Origin of the sequence: Tabrizicola sp. (assembly GCF_041919135.1) — a bacterium.
GTDB lineage: Bacteria > Pseudomonadota > Alphaproteobacteria > Rhodobacterales > Rhodobacteraceae > Tabrizicola.
The window spans coordinates 25588-45321 of record NZ_JAYRUJ010000015.1; the positions used below are offsets into that span (position 1 = coordinate 25588).

Consider the following 19734-nt stretch of genomic DNA (forward strand, 5'->3'; position numbering starts at 1 on the left):
ATGCACGAAGTGCCTGACGAGCGGGGCCGGATGATGCGCGCGCGGGGGATCGTCGTTCTGGCGGCGGGGCTGTGGCTGGCGGCGCTGGGGCGCGACCGCTTCGATGGCTGGATCGACGCGACCGTGCTGCCGCCCTTGGTCGTGGAGACCTCGGTCGAGGTGCTGGACCGCGACGGCGACCTTCTGCGCGCCTATACGGTCGCCGATGGTCGCTGGCGGCTGGCGCTGCCGCCGGACAAGGTGGACCCGGTCTATCTGGAGATGCTGCTGGCCTATGAGGACAGGCGCTTTCGCGATCATCCCGGGGTGGATGCGCGGTCGCTCTTGCGGGCGGTGCTGCAGGCGGCCTGGAACGGGCGCGTCGTCTCGGGCGGCTCGACGCTGACCATGCAGGTGGCGCGACTTCTGGAGGAGGGCACGACGGGCGAGGTCGGCGGCAAGCTGCGGCAGATGCGGGTGGCGCTGGCGCTGGAGCGGCGGCTGTCGAAGGACCAGATCCTGCAGCTATACCTGCATCTTGCGCCGTTCGGCGGCAACCTCGAGGGCGTCCGGGCGGCCTCGATTTCCTATTTCGGCAAGGAACCGCGCCGCCTGACCCCGGCCGAGGCGGCGCTTCTGGTGGCGATCCCGCAAAGCCCCGAAAGCCGCCGCCCCGACCGGGCCGCCGACCGGGCCGAGGCGGCGCGCGACCGGGTGCTGGCGCGGGCTGTGGCCGAGGGCGTGATCGACGCCGAGGAAGCGGCGGCGGCGCTGCGCGAGCCGGTGCCGGGGCTGCGCAAGCCCTTCCCGGCGCTGGCGCCGCATCTGGCGGACCGGGCGCGGGCGGAATTGCCGACCGCGCTGTCGCATCGCCTGACGGTGGACGGCGGATTGCAGAAGAAGCTGGAGGCGCTGGCGCTGGAAGCCGTGGCGGGCAAGGGCGAGCGATTGCAGGTGGCGATCCTGGTCGCCGACCATGCCTCGGGTGAGATCCTGGCGAGCGTGGGGTCGGCAGGCTATCAGGCCGACCTGCGGCAGGGCTTCGTCGACATGACGCAGGCGCTGCGCTCTCCCGGATCGACGCTGAAGCCGCTGGTCTATGCGCTGGCCTTCGACGAGGGGCTGGGCCACCCCGAGACGATGATCGAAGACCGGCCGATGGCCTTTGGCGCCTATGCGCCGCAGAACTTCGACAAGCTTTACCTTGGCACGATCCGGATGCGCGAGGCCCTGCAGCTGTCGCGCAACATCCCGGTCGTGGCGCTGACCGAGGCGATGGGACCGGCCCGGCTGATCTCGGCGATGGAGAAGGCGGGGATGAGGCCGGTGTTCCCCGGCGACCAGCCGGGGCTGGCGATCGCGCTGGGGGGCGTGGGCGTGACGCTGTCGGACATGGTGCAGCTTTATGCTGCGCTGGCGCGGGGCGGAGTGGTGCGGCCGCTGTCGTGGCGGCTGGATGCCGAGGGGGCCGAGGGGCAGCGCGTCGTCTCGGAGGTCGCGGCCTGGGAGGTGGGGGACATCCTGGCCGGACTGGCCCCGCCGCCGGGGGCGCCGTCGAACCGGCTGGCCTACAAGACGGGGACGTCGTACGGGCATCGCGACGCCTGGGCGATCGGCTTCGACGGGCGGCATGTGGTGGGGGTCTGGATGGGCCGGGCGGACGGAACGCCGGTGCCGGGGGCCTTTGGCGCCGATGTGGCCGCGCCGGTGCTGTTCCAGGCCTTCAACCGGCTGAAGGGCAAGCTTGATCCACAGCCGGCTGCCCCGGCGGCGACGCTTCTGGTCGCCAATGCCGAACTGCCGCAGCCCCTGCAACGCTTCCGCTCGCGGTCGGCGGCGTTCGGGGTGGCGGCGGATGCGCCGCAGGTGGCCTTCCCGCCGGACGGAGCGGAGGTGGAACTGCTGGCGGCGGGGCTGAAGGTGAGGGTCACGGGCGGGACCGCGCCCTTCACCTGGCTGGCCGACGGGGTCCCGGTGATCGTGGGACTGGACGCGCGCGAGGCGATGCTGGCGCTGCCGGGGGCGGGTTTCGTGACGCTGAGCGTGATCGACGCGGAAGGCCGCTCGGCAAGGGCGGCGGTGCGGGTGAGGTAGGGGCTCGTCGATGACTTCGTCACTCCTCGCCGGACCTGCCGACGAGGAGACGAAGTCGAACGAGGAGGGATCAGGCGCGTTCGATGGCCAGCGCGATGCCCTGGCCGCCGCCGATGCACATGGTGACAAGCGCGGTGCGCTGTCCGGTCCGCTCCAGCTCGTGCAGGGCCTTGACGATAAGGATCGCGCCGGTCGCGCCCACGGGATGGCCAAGGGCGATGGCGCCGCCGTTCGGATTCACCCTCGCCGGATCCAGGTCCAGCGCGCGGGACACGGCAAGGGCCTGGGCGGCGAAGGCCTCGTTCGATTCCACCAGGTCGAAGTCCTGCGGCCTGACCGCCAGCTTGCGGCAGAGCGCCTGCACGGCCGGGATCGGGCCAAGGCCCATGACCTTCGGATCCACGCCCGCCAGCGCATAGCCCATGATCCGGGCACGCGAACCTTTCGCATCACGCGACAGGACCAGCGCGGCGGCACCGTCGTTGATGCCGGAAGCATTGCCGGCCGTGACCGTGCCGTCCTTCCGGAAGACCGGCCGCAGAGCCGCAAGCGCCTCGGCGCTGGTGGCTTTCGGGTGTTCGTCGGCGGCAAAGGTCACCGGGCCTTTCCGGCCGGCGATCTCGACGGGGGTGATCTGCCCGTTGAACCGGCCCTCGGCGATGGCGCGGGCGGCGCGGGTCTGGGACTCCAGCGCGAAGGCGTCCTGGTCCTCGCGGGTGATGCCGTATTGCGCCGCGACATTCTCGGCCGTCACGCCCATGTGCCCGGTGCCGAAGGGGCAGGTCAGCGCGCCGGTCATCATGTCCACGGCGCGGGTGTCGCCCATCTTCTGGCCGAAGCGGGCGGTCTGGAGCGCGAAGGGCGCGCGGCTCATGCATTCGGCGCCACCGGCCAGCGCCATCCCGGCATCGCCGAGCATCAGCGCCTGCATCGCCGAGACCACGGCCTGCGCGCCCGAGCCGCAGAGGCGGTTGACATTCATCGCCGGCGTCGTCTCGGGGATGCCGGCCTGCAGCGCCATGACGCGGGAAAGATACATGTCGCGGGGTTCGGTGTTGATCACATGGCCCATGACGACCTGGCCGATCCGGGCGCCCTCCACCCCGGCGCCGGCAAGGGCGGCCTTTGCGGCATGGGTGGCAATCTCGATCGGGGGCAGCGCGGCAAGCGCGCCGCCAAAGCCGCCGATGGCGGTGCGGGTGGCGGAGAGGATGTGGATCTCGGTCATGGGGGCCTCCTGTCCCTTGCATCATGCACGATTTCGCGCCGAGGGCAGAGCCTACGTCGCGTCACGGGCGGCATTGACATGCGCAGACCGGCGGGGGAGATCAGGACGCGTCAGCGGGAGCCGATCTTGAAAGACCTGATCCGAACCCATGCCGGGCTTCTGTTCGCCGGGCTGGCGAGCTTTGTGATGATGGGCGCGGGCCAGTCGCTTTACGGGCCCGCCCTGCCCGCCTTCTCGCGCGGCCTCGCCATCAGCGAGGCGCAGGCGGGGGTGCTGGTCTCGGCGCATTGGGTGGGCTGCTTCCTCGGCGTGGCGCTGATGTATCTGCGCGGGGGCGGGATCACACCGCGCCATGCGCTTGCGGCAATGGCCCTGGGGGCGGCGGGTGTGGCGGCGATGGCCGGGTGGTGGCCCACGGTCGCGGGGGCGGTGCTGTTCGGCGCGGGCTACGGGCTGTCGACGGCGGTGTTCAACCCGCGGGTGCTGCGGGCCTTCGGGCGGCAGGGACCCGCGATGCTGAGCCTGCTGAACGCGACCTTCGGGCTGGGCGCGATCGCCGCGCCGCTGGTCTTTGTCGCGCTGGACAGCGATCCGCGCTGGTCCTTCGGGCTGACGGCGGTGCTGGCCGCGCTGATCTGGCTGTTCGCAGGCCCGGCGGGACGCGAGGCTGCGGGTGCCGCAGGCCGGACGGGCGTCTTCCGGCCGCATTGGGGAATCATGGGCTTCGGGGCGGTGGCGATCGGGCTGGAGGCCTGCCTGATCGGCCTTGGCCCCACGGCGCTGATCCGGGCCGGGGTGACGGAGGCGACGGCGGCGGAACTCCTCAGCGCCTTCTTCGTGGTCTTCCTGACGGCACGGGTCGCGCTGATCTTCGTCGCCCACCGGATCGCGCCCTTTGCGCTGTTCACGCTGGCGGTCGCGCTGGCGGCGGCGTCTGCGCTGGGGGCGGCCCTCGTCTCGCCGCCGGTGTTCTTCGTGGCGCTGGGGGCCCCGGCGGGGCTGTTCTTTCCCGGCTTCTACGTCACCGCAACCGGCAAGATGGGCGAGGACATGCGGGTGCCGCCGGTGATCATCGCCTCGGGCCTAGTGGGGGGCATCGGCGGGCCGCTGGTGCTGGCGCCGGTGATGGCGGGAATGGGCGAGCGCGGGTTCTTCTGGATCCTGGCGGGGGTGACGCTGATGCTGACCGTGGCGGCGGTGCTGTCGCTGCGGCGGATGCGGGTCTAAAAATTTTCGTCGAAAATTTTTAGACGCCTCAGCGGCCCGCCTGCCATTCGGCGATCCAGTCGACCGGCCAGAGCAGCATCAGCACGTTCAGCGCCAGCCCGTCGCGGATGATCCACATAGTCACCCCTTCGAACAGAAGGATCAGCGCGACCGAAGCCCAGACCGGCAGGCGGGTGGCCAGCCAGAAGCCCAGGATCATCGCCAGCACGTCGCAGACCGTGTTCAGGACGGAATCGCCGTAATAATCCAGCGAGATCGTCACGGCCCGGTAGCGTTCGATCACCGCATCCGAATTCTCGACGATCTCCCAGAGACATTCGACCAGGGTGGCAAGGGCCAGCCGCCAGCCGAGAGAGAGCCGCGGCGCGACCAGCCAGAGCGCGGCATAGAACAGGAGGCCATGGATGATGTGGCTGGGCGTATACCAGTCCGAGATATGCTGCGAGTTCTCCGAACTGACGACCTGGCCATGCCAGAGCTTGACATAGCCGCAGGTGCAGATCGGCTCGCGTCCGATCCAGAGCAGCCAGGCCGCCATCAGGAGGATGATCGCGAGGGTGACGAGGAGGGGGGTGAGGCGGTTGCTCATGGACCGGAGGCAATCACGGCGCGGGCCGCGCGTCCAGTGGCCTGAGCGGCGGGAATCCCGACCTTGCGTCAGCGGGCGGGGATGAGGTTGCGGCGGCCGGTCGGGGTCAGAAGCGCGGCCTCGCGCCCCTCGATCACCACGGCGGAGAGCGGGCCGCCATAGGCCGCGCCCGAGTCGATGTTCAGCCGGTTGCCATAATGCGTCGCCTCGTCGACGACGGTATGGCCATGCACGACCAAGGGGCCGAAGCTCTCGGTGGCCTGCAGGAAGGGATCGCGGATCCAGACGAGATCACGCTCGACCTGCTCGGCCAGGGGCACGCCGGGGCGGATCCCGGCATGGACGAAGACGCAGTCGCCGGCCAGGTGAAGGGTCGGGCGGGCGGCGAGAAAGGCGAGATGTTCGGCCGGAACCGCGCCGATGGCCTCGGCATGGACCTTGGCGACCGGGCGGTCACCGGCATCGGCCACGCCGTAGGAGCGCAGCGTATCCGCCCCGCCGAGACGCGGGTGAAGCCAGGAAAGCTCGGCCCGGAGGCCGGGTTCGGGCTCGTGCGGATTGGCGATGAAGCGGGAGAACATCCGGTCGTGGTTGCCCTTCAGCACCACCCAGTCCTCGCCCCGCGAGAGGCCCCGGATCAGGAAGTCGATCACGCCCCGGCTGTCGGGGCCGCGGTCCACGAGATCGCCGACATGCACCACCCGGCCGGGGCCATGCCGCGCCATGTCGGCGGCGATCAGCGCATGCGCGGCCTGCAGAAGGCCGAGCTGGCCGTGGATGTCGCCGATCGCGTAGAGATGCATCGTTCCGCCCAATGGAGAGGACCGGGGGCCAGCCCCCGGACCCCCGGAGTATTTGTCAAAAGAGCAAGTCGCAAGCCGTGATCAGGCGACCTCGAACTCCAGCGCCTTGACCTGCTGGAAAAGGCCGGTGCCTTCCAACGTCGCGATCACCTTGGGGTCGATCCGCTGGTCGAGGTAGAGGATCGCGATCGCCTCCTGGCCCACGCCCGCGCGGCCGAGGGTGAAGTTGGCGATGTTGACGTTGTTCTTGCCCATGGTCATGCCGAGAAGGCCGATGATGCCGGGCACGTCCTCGTTGGTGGTGTAGAGCATGTGCTGGCCGATCTCGGCGTCGATGTTGATGCCCTTGATCTGGATGAAGCGGGGCTTGCCGTCGCTGAAGCAGGTGCCCGCCACGGACCGCTCGCGCTTGTCCGTCACCATCGTGACCTTGATGTAGGCGTCGAACACCCCGGTCTTTTCCTGCCTTGTGGTGGAGATCTGGATGCCCTTCTCCTTGGCCACCACCGGGGCGGAGACGAGGTTCACATCCGGGTTCTGCGCCTTCAGCACGCCCGCGATCACCGCCTGGTTCAGCGCGGCGAGGTTCATCGCGGCGACGGTGCCGTCATAGAGGATGTTGATCGCCTTGATCGGCTCGTCGGTCATCTGGCCGATGAAGCTGCCGAGATGGGAGGCGAGCTTGATCCAGGGGCCCATGATGGCGGCCTCCTCGGCGGTGACGTTGGGCATGTTCAGCGCGTTCTGGACGGCGCCGGTCAGGAGATAGTCCGACATCTGCTCGGCCACCTGGAGGGCGACGTTTTCCTGCGCTTCGGTCGTGGAGGCGCCAAGATGCGGGGTGCAGACGACATTCGGGTGGTTGAAGAGCGGGTTTTCGGTGGCGGGTTCGGTCTCGAACACATCCAGCGCCGCGCCCGCGACGTGGCCGGCGTTCAGGGCATCGAGGAGCGCCGCCTCGTCGATCAACCCGCCCCGGGCGCAGTTGATGATGCGGACGCCCTTCTTCGTCCTGGCCAGGTTCTCGCGCGACAGGATGTTGCGGGTCTTGTCGGTGAGGGGGACATGCAGGGTGATGAAATCGGCGCGGTGGAGAAGCTCGTCCAGCTCGACCTTGTGGACGCCCAGTTGCTTGGCCCGCTCCTCGGACAGGAAGGGATCATAGGCGATGACCTTCATGTGCAGCCCGACCGCACGGTCGCAGACGATGCCGCCGATGTTGCCCGCGCCGATCACGCCGAGGGTCTTGTTGAACAGCTCCACCCCCATGAACTTGGACTTTTCCCACTTTCCGGCATGGGTGGAGGCGTTCGCCTCGGGGATTTGCCGGGCAACAGCGAACATCATGGCGATGGCATGCTCGGCGGTGGTGATCGAGTTGCCGAAGGGCGTGTTCATCACGATGACGCCCTTCTTCGAGGCCGCCGGGATGTCGACATTGTCCACCCCGATCCCGGCGCGGCCGACGACCTTGAGGTTGGTGGCGTTCTCCAGCAGCTTCTCGGTGACCTTGGTGGCCGAGCGGATGGCGAGGCCGTCGTATTGGCCGATGATCTCGGCCAGCTTCTCCTTGTCCTTGCCGAGCTTCGGCAGGTAGTCGACCTCGACCCCGCGGTCGCGGAAGATCTGGACGGCGGTTTCGGAGAGTTCGTCGGAAACGAGGACTTTGGGCATGGGATGGTCCTTGGATTTCGGGGGGGAGAGCGGGGCACGCCCCGACCTACGAATGGGGTAGGCCGGGGGCCCCGGCGGTTTTCACGCGGTTTCGGCCAGCGCGGCGATCTCGGCCCGGAAGGCATGCGCGATCCAGGGCATCAGCGCCTGCACGTCTGCGGTTTCCACCGTCGAGCCGCACCAGATCCGCAGGCCGGGCGGCGCGTCGCGGTAGGCGCCAAGGTCGAACCCCGCGCCCGCCTTCTCGATCCGCTTGGCGACGGCTTTCGCAAAGGCCTCGCCATCGGTGATCCGGGGATCGGTGAACTTCAGGCAGACGCTGGTGGTCGAGGCCGTCGCCGGGTCTTCCGCCAGGTTCGCGATCCAGGGGTTCGCGGCGCAAAAGTCGTGGACGACCTGCGCATTGGCCTCGGCCCGGGCGATCAGGCCCTGCAAGCCACCGACAGACTTCGCCCATTTCAGCGCGACAAGGTAATCCTCGTTCGCGAGCATCGAGGGCGTGTTGATCGTCTCGCCCTGGAAGATGCCCTCGATCAGCTTGCCCTTGGCGGTCAGGCGGAAGATCTTCGGCAGCGGCCAGGCGGGGGTGTAGCTTTCCAGCCGCTCCACCGCGCGGGGGCTCAGGATCAGCATCCCATGCGCGCCTTCGCCGCCCAGCACCTTCTGCCAGGAGAAGGTGGTGACGTCGAGCTTGTCCCAGGGCAGGTCCATCGCGAAGGCCGCGCTGGTCGCGTCGCAGATCGTCAGGCCCTGACGGGTGGCCGGGATCGCATCGCCGTTCGGCAGGCGCACGCCGGAGGTGGTGCCGTTCCAGGTGAAGACCACGTCCTTGTCAAAGTCGACCTGGGCGAAATCGACGATCTGCCCGTAGGGCGCCTTGCGCACGGTCGCGTCAAGTTTCAGCTGCTTGACCACGTCGGTGACCCAGCCCTCGCCGAAGCTCTCCCAGGCCAGCATCTCCACCGGGCGCTGCCCAAGAAGCGACCACAGCGCCATCTCCACCGCGCCGGTGTCCGAGGCCGGGACGATGCCTATGCGGTAGTCGGCGGGGACGCCGAGGATCTCGCGCGTCAGGGCGATGGCTTCCTTCAGCTTCGCCTTGCCGACAGCGGCACGGTGCGACCGGCCCACGGGCGCGTCGGCCAGCATGTTCAGGGAATATCCGGGAATCTTGGCGCAGGGGCCCGAGGAAAAGCGCGGGTTGGCCGGGCGCTTGGCCGGCGGAGTCAGGTCAGTCATGGTAGCCTTCCAGCTAAAAGCCCTTCGTTGGGGAAGGGTGTCCCACTGACTTGGCTAAAGGCCCGCCCGCTCTGGCGCAAGGGACAAAATCGCGCTAATGCGCCGCATCGTCGCGAAAAAGCGACGCCCGCGTTCACTATCGGAAACCCGCCCATGCATGTCGTGACCCTGCTGACCAACCCCGATACCCCGGTGCTGGAGCGCGTTACCGTCGAATCCCTGCGCAACGCCTGGGGCGGAGGCGCGGCGCGCTGGCTCGACCCCGGCGTGGCGGCGGAGTTCGACCTTGGAGCCGTGCCGGAGAATCGCTGGGAGGTCTGGGAAGGCCTGCAGGCGCTGCGCGTCGACATGGTGGTGCAGAAGGCCGCGGGGCGCAGGAAGCGGCTGCTGATCGCCGACATGGATTCGACGATGATCCGCCAGGAATGCATCGACGAGCTGGCCGACGAGGCCGGGGTAGGGGCGCATGTGGCCGACATCACCGCGCGGGCGATGAATGGCGAACTCGACTTCGAGGCCGCCCTGCGCGAGCGGGTCGGCCTTTTGAAGGGCCTGCCCGAAGCGGTGATCTCTCACGTGCTGCGCGACCGGATCACGCTGATGCCGGGGGGCAAGGTGCTGCTGGCCACGATGAAGGCGAACGGGGCCCATGCCGCGCTGGTCTCGGGCGGGTTCACCGCCTTCACGCAGGCGGTGGCCGAACAGCTCGGGTTTGACGAGAACCGCGCGAACAGGCTGCATGTGGAAGGCGGGAGCCTGCTGGGAACGGTGGCCGAGCCGATCCTGGGCAAGGAAGCCAAGTTTCTGGCGCTGCACGAGATCACCGCCCGGCTGGGGATCACTCCGGCCGAGGCGATCGCGGTGGGCGACGGCGCGAACGATCTGCCGATGCTCAAGGCCGCCGGAACCGGGGTCGCGCTGCATGCCAAGCCGCGGGTGCAGGCGGAATGCGAGGTCCGGGTGAACCATGGCGACCTGACGGCGCTGCTGTATCTGCAGGGCTATTCCCGCGACGGGTTCGCACCAGGCTGACAGCACCGGGGGCGCTTCGCCCCCCGGACCCCCCGAGAGTATTTGGAAAAAGAGCAAGCCGCATTTGCTCTTTTCAAAAATACTCCCGCCGGAGGCTCCGCCCCTTCCACCGGCGCGCCCCTCGGACCTTCTTCCGCGGCAGCGCCGTCCGAGGGGCTCGATGCCCCGAGGACGGCTTCCTCTTGCCCCGACATGGGGAAGCGGCCACAAGGGCGGGATGTTCGAGGTCCTCCCGCATCTTGTCCCGCTCCTGATCCTGGCCGCCTTCCTGGCCGGGTTCATCGACAGCATCGCGGGCGGGGGCGGGCTGGTGTCGGTGCCGGCGCTCCTTCTCGCCGGGGCCTCGCCGGTCGAGGCGCTGGCGACGAACAAGCTGCAGGGGACCTTCGGCGCCGGGACCGCCCTGTTCGCCTATACGCGCGGGGGGCATGTGCGGCCACGGGAGCAGGTCGGCATGGCGGCGATCAGCCTGGGGGCCGGAGGGGCGGGAGCGATGGTGGCGCATCTGGTCCCGGCCGAGGTGCTGCGGGTGATCATGCCCGTCGTGCTGATCGGCGTCGCGGCCTTCTTCGCGCTGAAGCCGGGGCTGTCCGACGACGCCAGCGTCGCACGGATATCACTGCCGGTCTTCGCGCTGACCGTGGTGCCGCTGGTAGCTGCCTATGACGGCTTCTTCGGGCCGGGCACGGGATCGTTCTTCATGATGGGCTTCGTGCTTCTGGCCGGCTATGGGGTGCTGAAGGCCACGGCGCATACCAAGATGCTGAACTTCGCCTCCAACATCGGCAGCCTGCTGGTCTTCATCCCCTCGGGTGCGATGTGGTGGGGGGTGGGGCTGGTGATGGCGGTGGCGCAGGTCGCGGGGGCCTCGCTTGGCGCGCGGCTGGCGATGCGGGTGGGGGCGGGGCTGATCCGGCCGCTGCTGGTCGTCGTCTCGACCGCCATGGCGCTGCGGCTGTTGTGGCAGGTCTTCGCGGGATAGGCGCTCAGCCGGCGTCGGCGCCCCAGTCGGCGGATTGCATCTCGCGCAGGCGGCTGGCGGTGCGCTCGAATTCGAAGGCCCCGGTCCCTTCCAGATACAGCCGTTCGGGCGTATCGGCGGCGGAGGCGACGAGGCGGACCCTCGCCTCGTACAGTGCGTCGACCAGGGTGACGAAACGCTTGGCCTCGTTGTAGTTCTCGGCCGAAAGCTGGGGGATGTCCTCGAGGATCAGGACGCGCAGGGCCTGGGCGATGGCAAGGTAGTCGGCCGGTCCCAGCGGCCTGGCGCAGAGGTCCCAGAAGGTCGCGCGGCCGATCCCGTTGGCGAAGCGCGGCAGGACCAGCTCGCGGCCGTTCACCTGCAGCGAGAGCGGGGCCTCGGGCGCGCCGCCGGTCAGGTCGGACCAGAGCGCGGCGATCTGTCCCCCGGCTGTGCGGGCGGGGTGGAAATAGACCTGCGCACCCTGCAGCCGGTGCTGGCGATAGTCGGTCGGGCTTTCCAGCTCGATCACCCGCAGCCGGTCCTCGATGAGCGCGATGAAGGGCAGGAACAGCCCCCGGTTCAACCCGTTGAGATAGAGGTCCTTCGGCGGGCGGTTCGAGGTGACCACGACCACCACCCCGGCGGCGAAGAGCTTGTCGAACAGCCGCCCCACGATCATCGCATCGGTGATGTCGGTGATCTGCATCTCGTCGAAGGCGAGAAGCCGGGTGTCGCGGATCACCGCCTCGGCCACCGGGGCTAGGGCGTCCTCGACCCCGCGCTGCCGGGCGGCGTGCATGCCGCGGTGGATTTCCTGCATGAAGGCATGGAAATGCACCCGGCGCTTGCGGGCGATCTCGGTCGCCTCGGTGAACAGGTCCATGACCATCGACTTGCCGCGTCCGACCCCGCCCCAGAGATAGATCCCTTTCGGCGGTGTGATCGGCCGCGCGAAAAGCCCGGCGAAAAGGCCGATGCGGCGGTTGGCGTTCTCCTCCAGCCAGCGGCGGATCTCCTCGAGCGGCTGGAGGACGGCATGTTGCGCCGGGTCGGGGCGCAGGGTGCCGGCGGCGACGCGGGCCTCGTAGAGTTCGGTCAGGGTCTGTCGCATGTCAGAGCGGGGCGAGAACAAGGCCCTGGGGGCCGTGGATCGGGGCGGCAAGGCCGGGGAGGAGGAGCCGGGACCAGAGGCCCGGCGCGGCGCGGGGGGCGGGGGCAACGGGCTGGTAAAGCTCGACCACGCCACCCTGGAAGGCGAGGAAGCGCACGGGGATCCTGCCTTCGGGGCGCTCAAGCTCGACGGCGGCGATCCGGCGGGCACCCTGCCCTTCGAAGAAGGCCTGCATCGGGGCGAGATCCGCGCAGGGAATGCCGACATGGTCCTGGCCGATCCCGGAGGGCGCGCCGGTCAGGCGCTGGCAAAGCTCGATCCGGGCGCCTTCGGGGCCGGAGAGGTAGGCAAAGCGCAGCCCATCGGTCCAGAATTCCGGGATCAGCTCGGGGCCGTCCGGCGTGACCCCGGCGTCCAAAGCCAGGCCGCGCGCGATGAGATCGGCAAGGGCGCGGTCGATGTCGGGCACGGTCAGCGCGACATGGTCGATGCGGCCGTGGCCCTGCGGCTGGCCCTGGGTCACGCGCAGGGCCTGGCTGCCCAGACGCCAGAGTCCCGCGTCGGGATGGAAGCCGAAGCGTTCCAGCATCCTGGCGCCTGCTTCGGGCGCGGCCAGCGTCAGTTCGGGGACGAGCATCGGCGCGCCTCCCTCAGCCGAAGACCGCGGGGTCGGGGCCGCTGCGGCTGCCGTCGTCCAGGGTGGCGATGGCGACCATGTCCTCCTCGGTCAGCTCCCAGTCGAAAAGATCGAGGTTCTCGGCCTGGCCCATGGCCCGGGTCGAGCGCGGGATGACGGAAAGGCCAAGCTGGACTTGCCAGCGCAGGATGACCTGCGCCGGGGTGCGGCCGGTGCGCTGCGCAGCGGCGCGGATCGGTTCGGCATCGAAGCTTTGGCCCCGGCCAAGCGGCGTCCAGCTCTGGGTGACGATCCCGAGGCTGTCGTGCAGGGCGCGAAGCCCGGCCTGCTGCAGGCGCGGGTGCAGCTCGATCTGGTTCAGGACCGGGACCACGCCGGTCTGGTCCACGATCCGGTCGAGATGCGCGGGCAGGAAGTTAGACACGCCGATCGAGCGCACCCGCCCCTCCTCCCGCAGGCGGATCAGGGCGCGCCAGCTGTCGACATAGAGGTCCTGCGCCGGGGCGGGCCAGTGGATCAGGCAGAGGTCCACCTCCTCCATCCCGAGGCGGGCAAGGCTGGCCTCGACCGCGCGCAGGGTCTGGTCGTGGCCCTGGTCGCTGTTCCAGACCTTCGTCGTCACGAAGACCTCGTCGCGCGGCACGCCGCTGTCGCGCAGGCCCTGGCCGAGCCCTGCCTCGTTCCCGTAGATCGCCGCGCCGTCCAGAAGCCGGTAACCCATCCGCAGGGCCTGGGCGACCGTTGCCGCCGTGGTTTCGGCCGGGATCTGCCAGAGGCCAAGGCCAAGCTGCGGGATGGAACGGCCGTCGTTCAGACGGAGTCTGTTGGCTTGCATGGGTCTTCCAGTGCGGTGTCGGGGGCGAGGAAGGGCCAAACCCGCCCCCAAGGCAAGAGGAAATCAACCTGCCGGCTGGCGCAACCCCAGGATGTCCCGCGCCTCGCGCCAGCTGGCGACGGGGCGGTCATAACGGTTGCAGATCTCGACCACCCGGCGGACCAGGGCGGCGTTCGAGGGGGCGAGACGGTCGCGGTCGAGACGGACGTTGTCCTCAAGCCCGGTGCGGGCATGGCCGCCCGAGGCGACCGCCCAGTCGTTCAGCACGATCTGCTGCGGACCGATCCCCGCGGCGCACCAGGGCGCGTCGGGACCGAACAGGCGATGCACGGTGCGGATGTAATAGTCGAAGACGTCGCGGTCGGCGGGCATCGCGTTCTTCACGCCCATGACGAACTGGACATAGGGCGTGCCCTTGATCTGGCCCTTCTGCTGCATCTCCTGCGCCTTGATGATGTGGCTCAGGTCGAAACATTCCAGCTCGGGCTTGACGTCGTATTTCGCCATCTCGGCGGCCAGCCAGTCGATCAGGTCCGGCGGATTCTCGTAGACCCTTGTAGGGAAATTGTTCGAGCCGGTGGTGAGCGAGGCCATGTCGGGCCGCAAAGGCAGCATCCCGCCGCGCGCCTGCCCCGCGCCCGAGCGGCCGCCGGTGGAAAGCTGGACGATCAGGCCGGGGCAATGCTTCTCCAGCCCCTCCTTCAGCCGCGCGAAGCGGTCGGGGTCCGAGGTCGGTTTGCCCTCGTCGTCGCGGACGTGGCAATGGGCGATGCTGGCGCCGGCCTCGAAGGCCTCATGCGTCGATTCCACCTGTTCGGAGATGGTGATCGGGACGGCGGGGTTGTTTTCCTTGGTCGGAAGCGAGCCGGTGATGGCGACGCAGATGATGCAGGGCTTGCCAGCGTGGGGATTGGTCATTTCTTTCTTGGTCCGTCTTGCGGTCAGGTGGATAGCGGGGCCCAGGGGCCGTGCGGTTGCGGCAGGCCGTCCAGCCGTTCAAAGCCGTGCAGCCCGAAGAAATCGCGCTGGCCCTGGATCATGTTGGCGGTCCCGCGGGCGGTGCGCATCATGTCGAACCAGGCCAGCCCCGCCCCCAGCGCGGGCAGGGCGAGGCCGTTCAGCGCGCCTGCCGCCACCACCCGGCGCAGGGCCGGCAGGCAGCGGTGCAGGTGGTCGGCGAAGCACGGCGACAGGATCAGGTTGCGCGCCGGATCCTCGGCCAGGGCGGCGGCCATGTCGTTCAGCATGGCCGAGCGGATGATGCAGCCTGCGCGCCAGACCCTGGCGATGGCGGGCATGGCGAGGGGCCAGGAGAACTCGGCCCCGGCAGCGGTCATCATGGCGAAGCCCTGGGCGTAGCAGAGGATCTTGCCTGCAATCAGCGCCTGCTCCAGATCGTCGAGCGTGAGGCCTTCGGTCAGCGGCCGGGGGGCGGGGCCATAAAGCGCCTCGCCCCTGGCCCGCTCCTGCCGCCGGGCAGAGACGTTGCGCGCCATGACGGCAGCCTCGATCACCGGGATCGGCGCGGCAAGGTTGTGCGCCTCGATCGCCGTCCAGCGGCCGGTGCCCTTCTGTCCGGCGGCATCGACGATGACGTCAAGCAGCGGCGCGCCGGTCACGGGGTCGGCAGTGGCGGCGACGGTGGCCGAGATCTCGACAAGGTAGGATTGCAGCGGGCCCCGGTTCCAGCGGGCGAAGGTCTCGGCGATGGCGGGGGCCGGCAGCGCCATGCCGTCGCGCATCACGCCGTAGGTCTCGGCGATCATCTGCATGTCGGCATATTCGATGCCGTTGTGCACCGCCTTGACGAAATGGCCCGCGCCCTCGGGCCCCAGATGGGAGGCGCAGGGGGTGCCGTCCTCGGCCCTTGCGGCGATGGCTTGCAGGACCGGGGCGATGCGGGTCCAGTCGGCGGGTTCGCCCCCGGCCATGATCGCGGGACCGTGGCGCGCGCCCTCCTCGCCGCCCGAGACGCCGATGCCCATGAAGCGGAAGGGCAGCCCCGCGCGGATGCGGCGGTTGGTATCGTGGAAATTGGCGTTGCCGGCGTCGATCACCAGATCGTCGGGGCCGAGGAGCGGGGCCAGGGCGGCAAGCTGGTCATCCACCACCGGACCGGCGGGGACCATCAGGACGATTGCACGGGGCGGGGCGATGGCGGCGACCAGATCGGCCAGGGAGGTCGTGGGCATGATGCGTCCGGCAAGCTCTCCGGCCCCGGCGTGGAAACTGCGGGTCACAGAGGCGGTGCGGTTCCAGACCGCGGTGGCAAAGCCCTTCTCGGCGATGTTGAGCGCAAGCGCCGCGCCCATCGTGCCAAGCCCGATCAGTCCGATCCGTGGTTTCGTCATGGCCCAGCCCTTTCATGGTGGCGTTCCCCCTGAGGATGCCACGGATCAGACCCGAGGCAAGCCGGCCGCTCCGCCGCGCCGGGATACTGCCCCTTGCGGGCTTTCGTCTACCGGAGTTGTGCGTTATGGTTCGTTTGTTGAGATATCGCACAAGCCGGACATGACCATCACCGAGCGCGACATAATGGGCGGGCTGGCCAAGGGGCTGGCGGTGATCGAGGCCTTCGCCGCCGACCGGCCAAGGCAGTCGATCAGCGATGTCGCCGCGGCCACGGGGCTGGACCGGGCCACGGCGCGGCGCTGTCTTCTGACGCTGGTGCATCAGGGTTTTGCCGAGTGGGACGGAAAGTTCTTCACCCTGACCCCGCGCGTGTTGCGGCTGGGGACGGCCTGCCTCGCCTCGATGCCGATGCCCGCGATCGTGCAACCGGCGCTGGATGCGCTGTCGGACCGGATCGGGGAAAGCTCCTCGGTCTCGATCCTGGACGGGGGCGAGATCGTCTATGTCGCCCGCGCGGCGCAGCGGAAGGTGATGTCGATCAGCCTGATGCCGGGCTCGCGCCTGCCGGCCTATTGCACCAGCATGGGCCGGGTGATGCTGGCGGCCCTGCCCGAGGCCGAGGCGCGGATCCGGCTGGGCACGGCCCCCCTGCCCGCCCGCACGCCGCTGACGCTGACCGCGCCCGAGACGATCCTGGCCGAACTGGCCCGGATCCGCACGGACGGCTTTGCCCTGATCGACCAGGAGGTCGAGCTGGGCCTGCGCTCGGTCGCGGTGCCGCTGGTCAATGCGCGGGGGCAGGTGGTGGCGGCGCTGAACCTGGGCCTCGCGGCCGGACCCGAGTCGCTGGCGGCGATGGCGGCGCGGCTGGTGCCGGAGCTGCGGGCCGTTGCGGCAGGGCTGCGCGGGCTGCTGCGCTAGGATTCACGCAGGATCAAGGGTTTGGACCCGGCGCCGACGCCAGGCTTCGGGCTGCGCAGGAAAAATATTGACAAGCTCGAAATAATACCGATTGTTGATATAAATATCGTTTTTCGGGACAAACCTATGACTGTCGACCTGCCTCGCGTCACCTATTCCAACATCGGCGCCGATTTCGGCCCGCTGCACGACCATCTGGACCGGGCGATCCCCGATTTCGCAGCCAGCTGGCTGGGCCGGGCCTGGACAAGCCGCTTTGCGACCGGGCCCGCGCGCAACGTCGCCAGCCCGATCGACCCGGCGCTGGTGCTGGGGGCCTTCCCCGAATCGACGCCCGGGGATGTGCGGGCCGCCGTCGCCTCGGCAAAGGCGGGGGCGCGGGTCTGGAACCGGAGCAGCCTGGACGACCGGCTGGAGTTCGCGGCCCGCTGGCGCGCGGCGCTGGCCGAGGACAAGGACCTCCTGGCGATGGCCGCGCTGTTCGAGGTCGGCAAGTCGCGGCTGGAGGCGATGGGCGAGGCCGACGAGGCCGTGGACATGCTGGACTATTATCCGGGCGAGTTGCGGGCCAACCGGGATTACCGCCGCCCGATGAACCAGATGGTGCCGGGGGAAAGCTCGCTCAGCGTGCAGCGTCCCTATGGCGTCTTCGCGGTGATCGCGCCGTTCAACTTCCCGGTGGCGCTGTCGGTGGGGATGCTGTGCGGGGCACTGCTGACCGGAAACGCGGTGGTCTACAAGCCCTCGCCCGATTGCGCCCTGACCGGGCTTCTGCTGGCGGAAACGCTGCGCAAGGCCGGGCTGCCGGAGGGGGTGTTCAATCTGGTCCTTGGCGGGGCGGCAGTCGGCGAGGCGCTGGCGACGGACGAGGGGATCGACGGGGTAGTCTTCACCGGCTCGCACAAGACCGGCATGGCGATCTTCCGGCATATGGCGGGGCGGCCCTGGATGCGGCCGGTCATCGCCGAGATGGGCGGCAAGAACCCGGCCTACGTGACGCGCAACGCCGACATCGCCCGCGCGGCGGCGGGGGTGGCGCGCTCGGCCTTCGGGTTGCAGGGACAGAAATGCTCGGCCTGTTCGGTGGTCTATGTCGACAGCGCGGTGCGCGACCAGTTCGTCGCGGCGTTCAAGGAGTTCGCGGGCAAGCTGGTCGTGGCCGATCCGCGCGGGCGCGAGGTCTTCATGGGCCCGCTCTACAGCGACGCGACCGCCCGGCGGTTCGAGGCCTCGGTCGCGCAGGCCAGGGCCGAGGGCAAGGTGCTGTTCGGCGGCGACAGGATCGAGGAACTGGCGGGCAACTACTACCGCCCGGCCCTGGTCGAGATGGACGGGCCGTCGAGCCTGACGAGGGACGAGTTGTTCATGCCCTTCGTCGTGCTGCGCGCGGTCGACGGGCTTGAGGCGGCGCTGGCCGAGGGGAACGCGGTCTCCTACGGGTTGTCGGCCGGGATCTACACCAATGACGAGGACGAGCTGCGCCAGTTCCTGGAGGGCGCCGAGGCGGGCGTGCTGTACGCCAACCGCGCCTCGGGGGCGACGACCGGGGCCTGGCCGGGCGGGCAGCCGTTCTGCGGCTGGAAGGGCACCGGGGTCGGCGGCAAGGGCGGGCTTGGCATCTGGTATCTGCCGCAGTTCATGCATGAGCAAAGCCATACGATCATGGCGATCTGATCCGGGCCGGGCGGCCCCTGCCGCCCCCTATCCCCTTTCCTTACGGTTGCATCATGCCCAGCTATCCCGACAGCTTCCCGACCTCGGCCCGGCTTTTCGAACGTGCCCGCAGGGTCATGCCCGGCGGCAATACCCGCACCACGGTCTTCATCGACCCGTTCCCGATCTATGTCACCGACGGCGAGGGCTGCCGGGTCCGCGATGCCGACGGGCAATGGTTCTATGACTGCATCAACAACTTCACCGCGATGATCCATGGCTACGCCCAGCCGGAACAGGTCGCGGCGGTCACCGACCAGCTGCGGCGGGGCACGGCCTTTGGCGGGCCGACCCCCTCCGAGATCGAGCTGGCCGAGCTGCTGGTCGGCCGCCTGCCCGCGATGGAGCAGATCCGCTTCGCCAACTCGGGGACCGAGGGCGTGATGATGGCGATCAAGGCGGCGCGGGCCCATACCGGGCGGCCCAGGATCGTGAAGATCGAGGGCGCCTATCACGGATCCTACGACTTTGCCGAGGTAAGCCTGGACAGCGCGCCGGGCAACTGGGGCGACATGCCGGCCTCGACCGCCTATGCGCGCGGCACGCCGCAGGGGGTGCTGGACGACGTGCTGGTGGTGCCGTTCAACGACATCGCGGCGCTTCGGGCGGTCTTCGCCCAGCACGGGGCGACGATCGCCGGCGTGCTGATCGACCCGATGCCGAACCGCGCCGGGCTGATCCCGGCGCGCAAGGATTACCTTGAGGCGATGACCGAGACCGCCCATGCGGCGGGGGCGCTGGTGATCTTCGACGAGGTGATCTCGTTCCGGCTGGGTCATTCCGGGGCGCAGGGGCTTTGGGGCATCCGCCCGGACCTGACCGCCCTGGGCAAGATCATCGGCGGCGGTTTCCCGGTCGGCGCGGTGGCGGGCCGGGCCGAGGTGATGGCGGTCTTCGACCCCACGCGCGGCAAGCCTGCCCTGCCGCATGGCGGCACCTTTACCGCCAACCCGGTCACGATGCGCGCGGGCCTTGCCGCGATGCAGGCGCTGACGCCCGAGGCCTTTGCCCATCTGGACGACCTTGGCGCGATCCTGCGCGACGGCACCAACGACGCGCTGGCACGGCTTGGCCTGCCGGGGGCCTGCGTCGGGCTGGGGTCGCTGTTCAAGGTGCATTTCACCGCCGGGCCGATCACCGATTACCGCAGCGTCTATCCCGGCAAGGTCGAGAAGGCGCGGCTGGAGGCCTTCCACCGCGGCCTGCTGAACCGGGGCGTGCTGTCGGCGAGCTATGGCCTCTTCGCCCTTTCCACGCCGATGACCCGCGCGGACGCCGGAAAGATCCTTGCCGCGATCGAGGACGCGCTTTCCGACATCGCGCGCGCCGCCTGACA

The 19734-nt window shown here is 69.4% G+C and carries 17 protein-coding genes; 7 read left to right on the forward strand and 10 right to left on the reverse strand.

The window, feature by feature from the left end:
* Positions 1-30 precede the first annotated feature (30 nt).
* The gene (gene pbpC, locus ACE3UA_RS12360; RefSeq protein WP_374645605.1) at positions 31-2073 is read left to right on the forward strand and encodes a penicillin-binding protein 1C; all 2043 of its coding nucleotides are present in this window, start codon (positions 31-33) and stop codon (positions 2071-2073) included.
* Between the two features lie 70 nt (positions 2074-2143).
* Here pbpC and bktB read toward each other — a convergent pair whose 3' ends face one another.
* Complete coding sequence (gene bktB / locus ACE3UA_RS12365; RefSeq protein ID WP_374645505.1) at positions 2144-3301, reverse strand: beta-ketothiolase BktB; 1158 nt, start codon at positions 3299-3301, stop codon at positions 2144-2146.
* 126 nt (positions 3302-3427) lie between these two features.
* Here bktB and ACE3UA_RS12370 point away from each other — a divergent pair, with 126 nt between their 5' ends.
* Entirely contained in the window at positions 3428-4528 is a 1101-nt protein-coding gene (locus tag ACE3UA_RS12370) for a sugar MFS transporter (RefSeq protein WP_374645507.1), read from the forward strand.
* A 28-nt stretch (positions 4529-4556) separates the two neighbouring features.
* On the opposite strand, the gene ACE3UA_RS12375 is transcribed toward ACE3UA_RS12370, so the two are convergent.
* From ACE3UA_RS12375 to ACE3UA_RS12390, 4 genes are all read right to left on the reverse strand, one after another.
* Positions 4557-5117, reverse strand: a complete 561-nt coding sequence (locus ACE3UA_RS12375) for a DUF2585 domain-containing protein (protein ID WP_374645509.1) — start codon at positions 5115-5117, stop codon at positions 4557-4559.
* 68 nt (positions 5118-5185) lie between these two features.
* Entirely contained in the window at positions 5186-5920 is a 735-nt protein-coding gene (locus ACE3UA_RS12380) for a metallophosphoesterase (protein ID WP_374645511.1), read from the reverse strand.
* A gap of 81 nt (positions 5921-6001) precedes the next feature.
* Positions 6002-7594, reverse strand: a complete 1593-nt coding sequence (gene serA / locus ACE3UA_RS12385; RefSeq protein ID WP_374645513.1) for a phosphoglycerate dehydrogenase — start codon at positions 7592-7594, stop codon at positions 6002-6004.
* An 81-nt stretch (positions 7595-7675) separates the two neighbouring features.
* Positions 7676-8833, reverse strand: coding sequence for a phosphoserine transaminase (locus ACE3UA_RS12390; protein ID WP_374645515.1), 1158 nt, complete (start codon positions 8831-8833; stop codon positions 7676-7678).
* Positions 8834-8986: 153 nt separating this feature from the next.
* On the opposite strand from ACE3UA_RS12390, the gene serB reads away from it, so the two are divergent.
* Positions 8987-9865 (forward strand): phosphoserine phosphatase SerB, encoded by an 879-nt coding sequence (gene serB, locus ACE3UA_RS12395; protein WP_374645517.1) that lies wholly within the window; start codon positions 8987-8989, stop codon positions 9863-9865.
* A 217-nt stretch (positions 9866-10082) separates the two neighbouring features.
* The gene (locus tag ACE3UA_RS12400; protein WP_374645519.1) at positions 10083-10847 is read left to right on the forward strand and encodes a TSUP family transporter; all 765 of its coding nucleotides are present in this window, start codon (positions 10083-10085) and stop codon (positions 10845-10847) included.
* 4 nt (positions 10848-10851) lie between these two features.
* Here the strand turns inward: ACE3UA_RS12400 and zapE are convergent, their stop codons facing one another.
* The 5 genes from zapE to gndA all read right to left on the reverse strand — a co-directional run bounded on the left by zapE (position 10852) and on the right by gndA (position 15763).
* Positions 10852-11940 carry a cell division protein ZapE gene (gene zapE / locus ACE3UA_RS12405; protein ID WP_374645521.1) on the reverse strand — a complete coding sequence of 363 codons (1089 nt, stop codon included), beginning with the start codon at positions 11938-11940 and terminating at the stop codon, positions 10852-10854.
* Position 11941: 1 nt separating this feature from the next.
* On the reverse strand, positions 11942-12577 hold the full coding sequence (locus tag ACE3UA_RS12410; RefSeq protein ID WP_374645524.1) for a VOC family protein: 636 nt from the start codon (positions 12575-12577) through the stop codon (positions 11942-11944).
* A gap of 13 nt (positions 12578-12590) precedes the next feature.
* Entirely contained in the window at positions 12591-13412 is an 822-nt protein-coding gene (locus ACE3UA_RS12415) for an aldo/keto reductase (protein WP_374645526.1), read from the reverse strand.
* Between the two features lie 63 nt (positions 13413-13475).
* Complete coding sequence (locus ACE3UA_RS12420; RefSeq protein ID WP_374645528.1) at positions 13476-14330, reverse strand: 3-keto-5-aminohexanoate cleavage protein; 855 nt, start codon at positions 14328-14330, stop codon at positions 13476-13478.
* A 23-nt stretch (positions 14331-14353) separates the two neighbouring features.
* Complete coding sequence (gene gndA / locus ACE3UA_RS12425; protein WP_374645530.1) at positions 14354-15763, reverse strand: NADP-dependent phosphogluconate dehydrogenase; 1410 nt, start codon at positions 15761-15763, stop codon at positions 14354-14356.
* A 160-nt stretch (positions 15764-15923) separates the two neighbouring features.
* Between gndA and ACE3UA_RS12430 the strand changes: the two genes are divergently transcribed.
* The 3 genes from ACE3UA_RS12430 (at position 15924) to ACE3UA_RS12440 (ending at position 19732) form a co-directional block, all read left to right on the forward strand.
* Positions 15924-16685 (forward strand): IclR family transcriptional regulator C-terminal domain-containing protein, encoded by a 762-nt coding sequence (locus tag ACE3UA_RS12430; RefSeq protein ID WP_374645532.1) that lies wholly within the window; start codon positions 15924-15926, stop codon positions 16683-16685.
* Between the two features lie 126 nt (positions 16686-16811).
* Entirely contained in the window at positions 16812-18359 is a 1548-nt protein-coding gene (locus ACE3UA_RS12435; protein WP_374645534.1) for an aldehyde dehydrogenase family protein, read from the forward strand.
* Between the two features lie 53 nt (positions 18360-18412).
* Positions 18413-19732 (forward strand): aspartate aminotransferase family protein, encoded by a 1320-nt coding sequence (locus ACE3UA_RS12440; protein WP_374645536.1) that lies wholly within the window; start codon positions 18413-18415, stop codon positions 19730-19732.
* Positions 19733-19734: the final 2 nt, after the last annotated feature.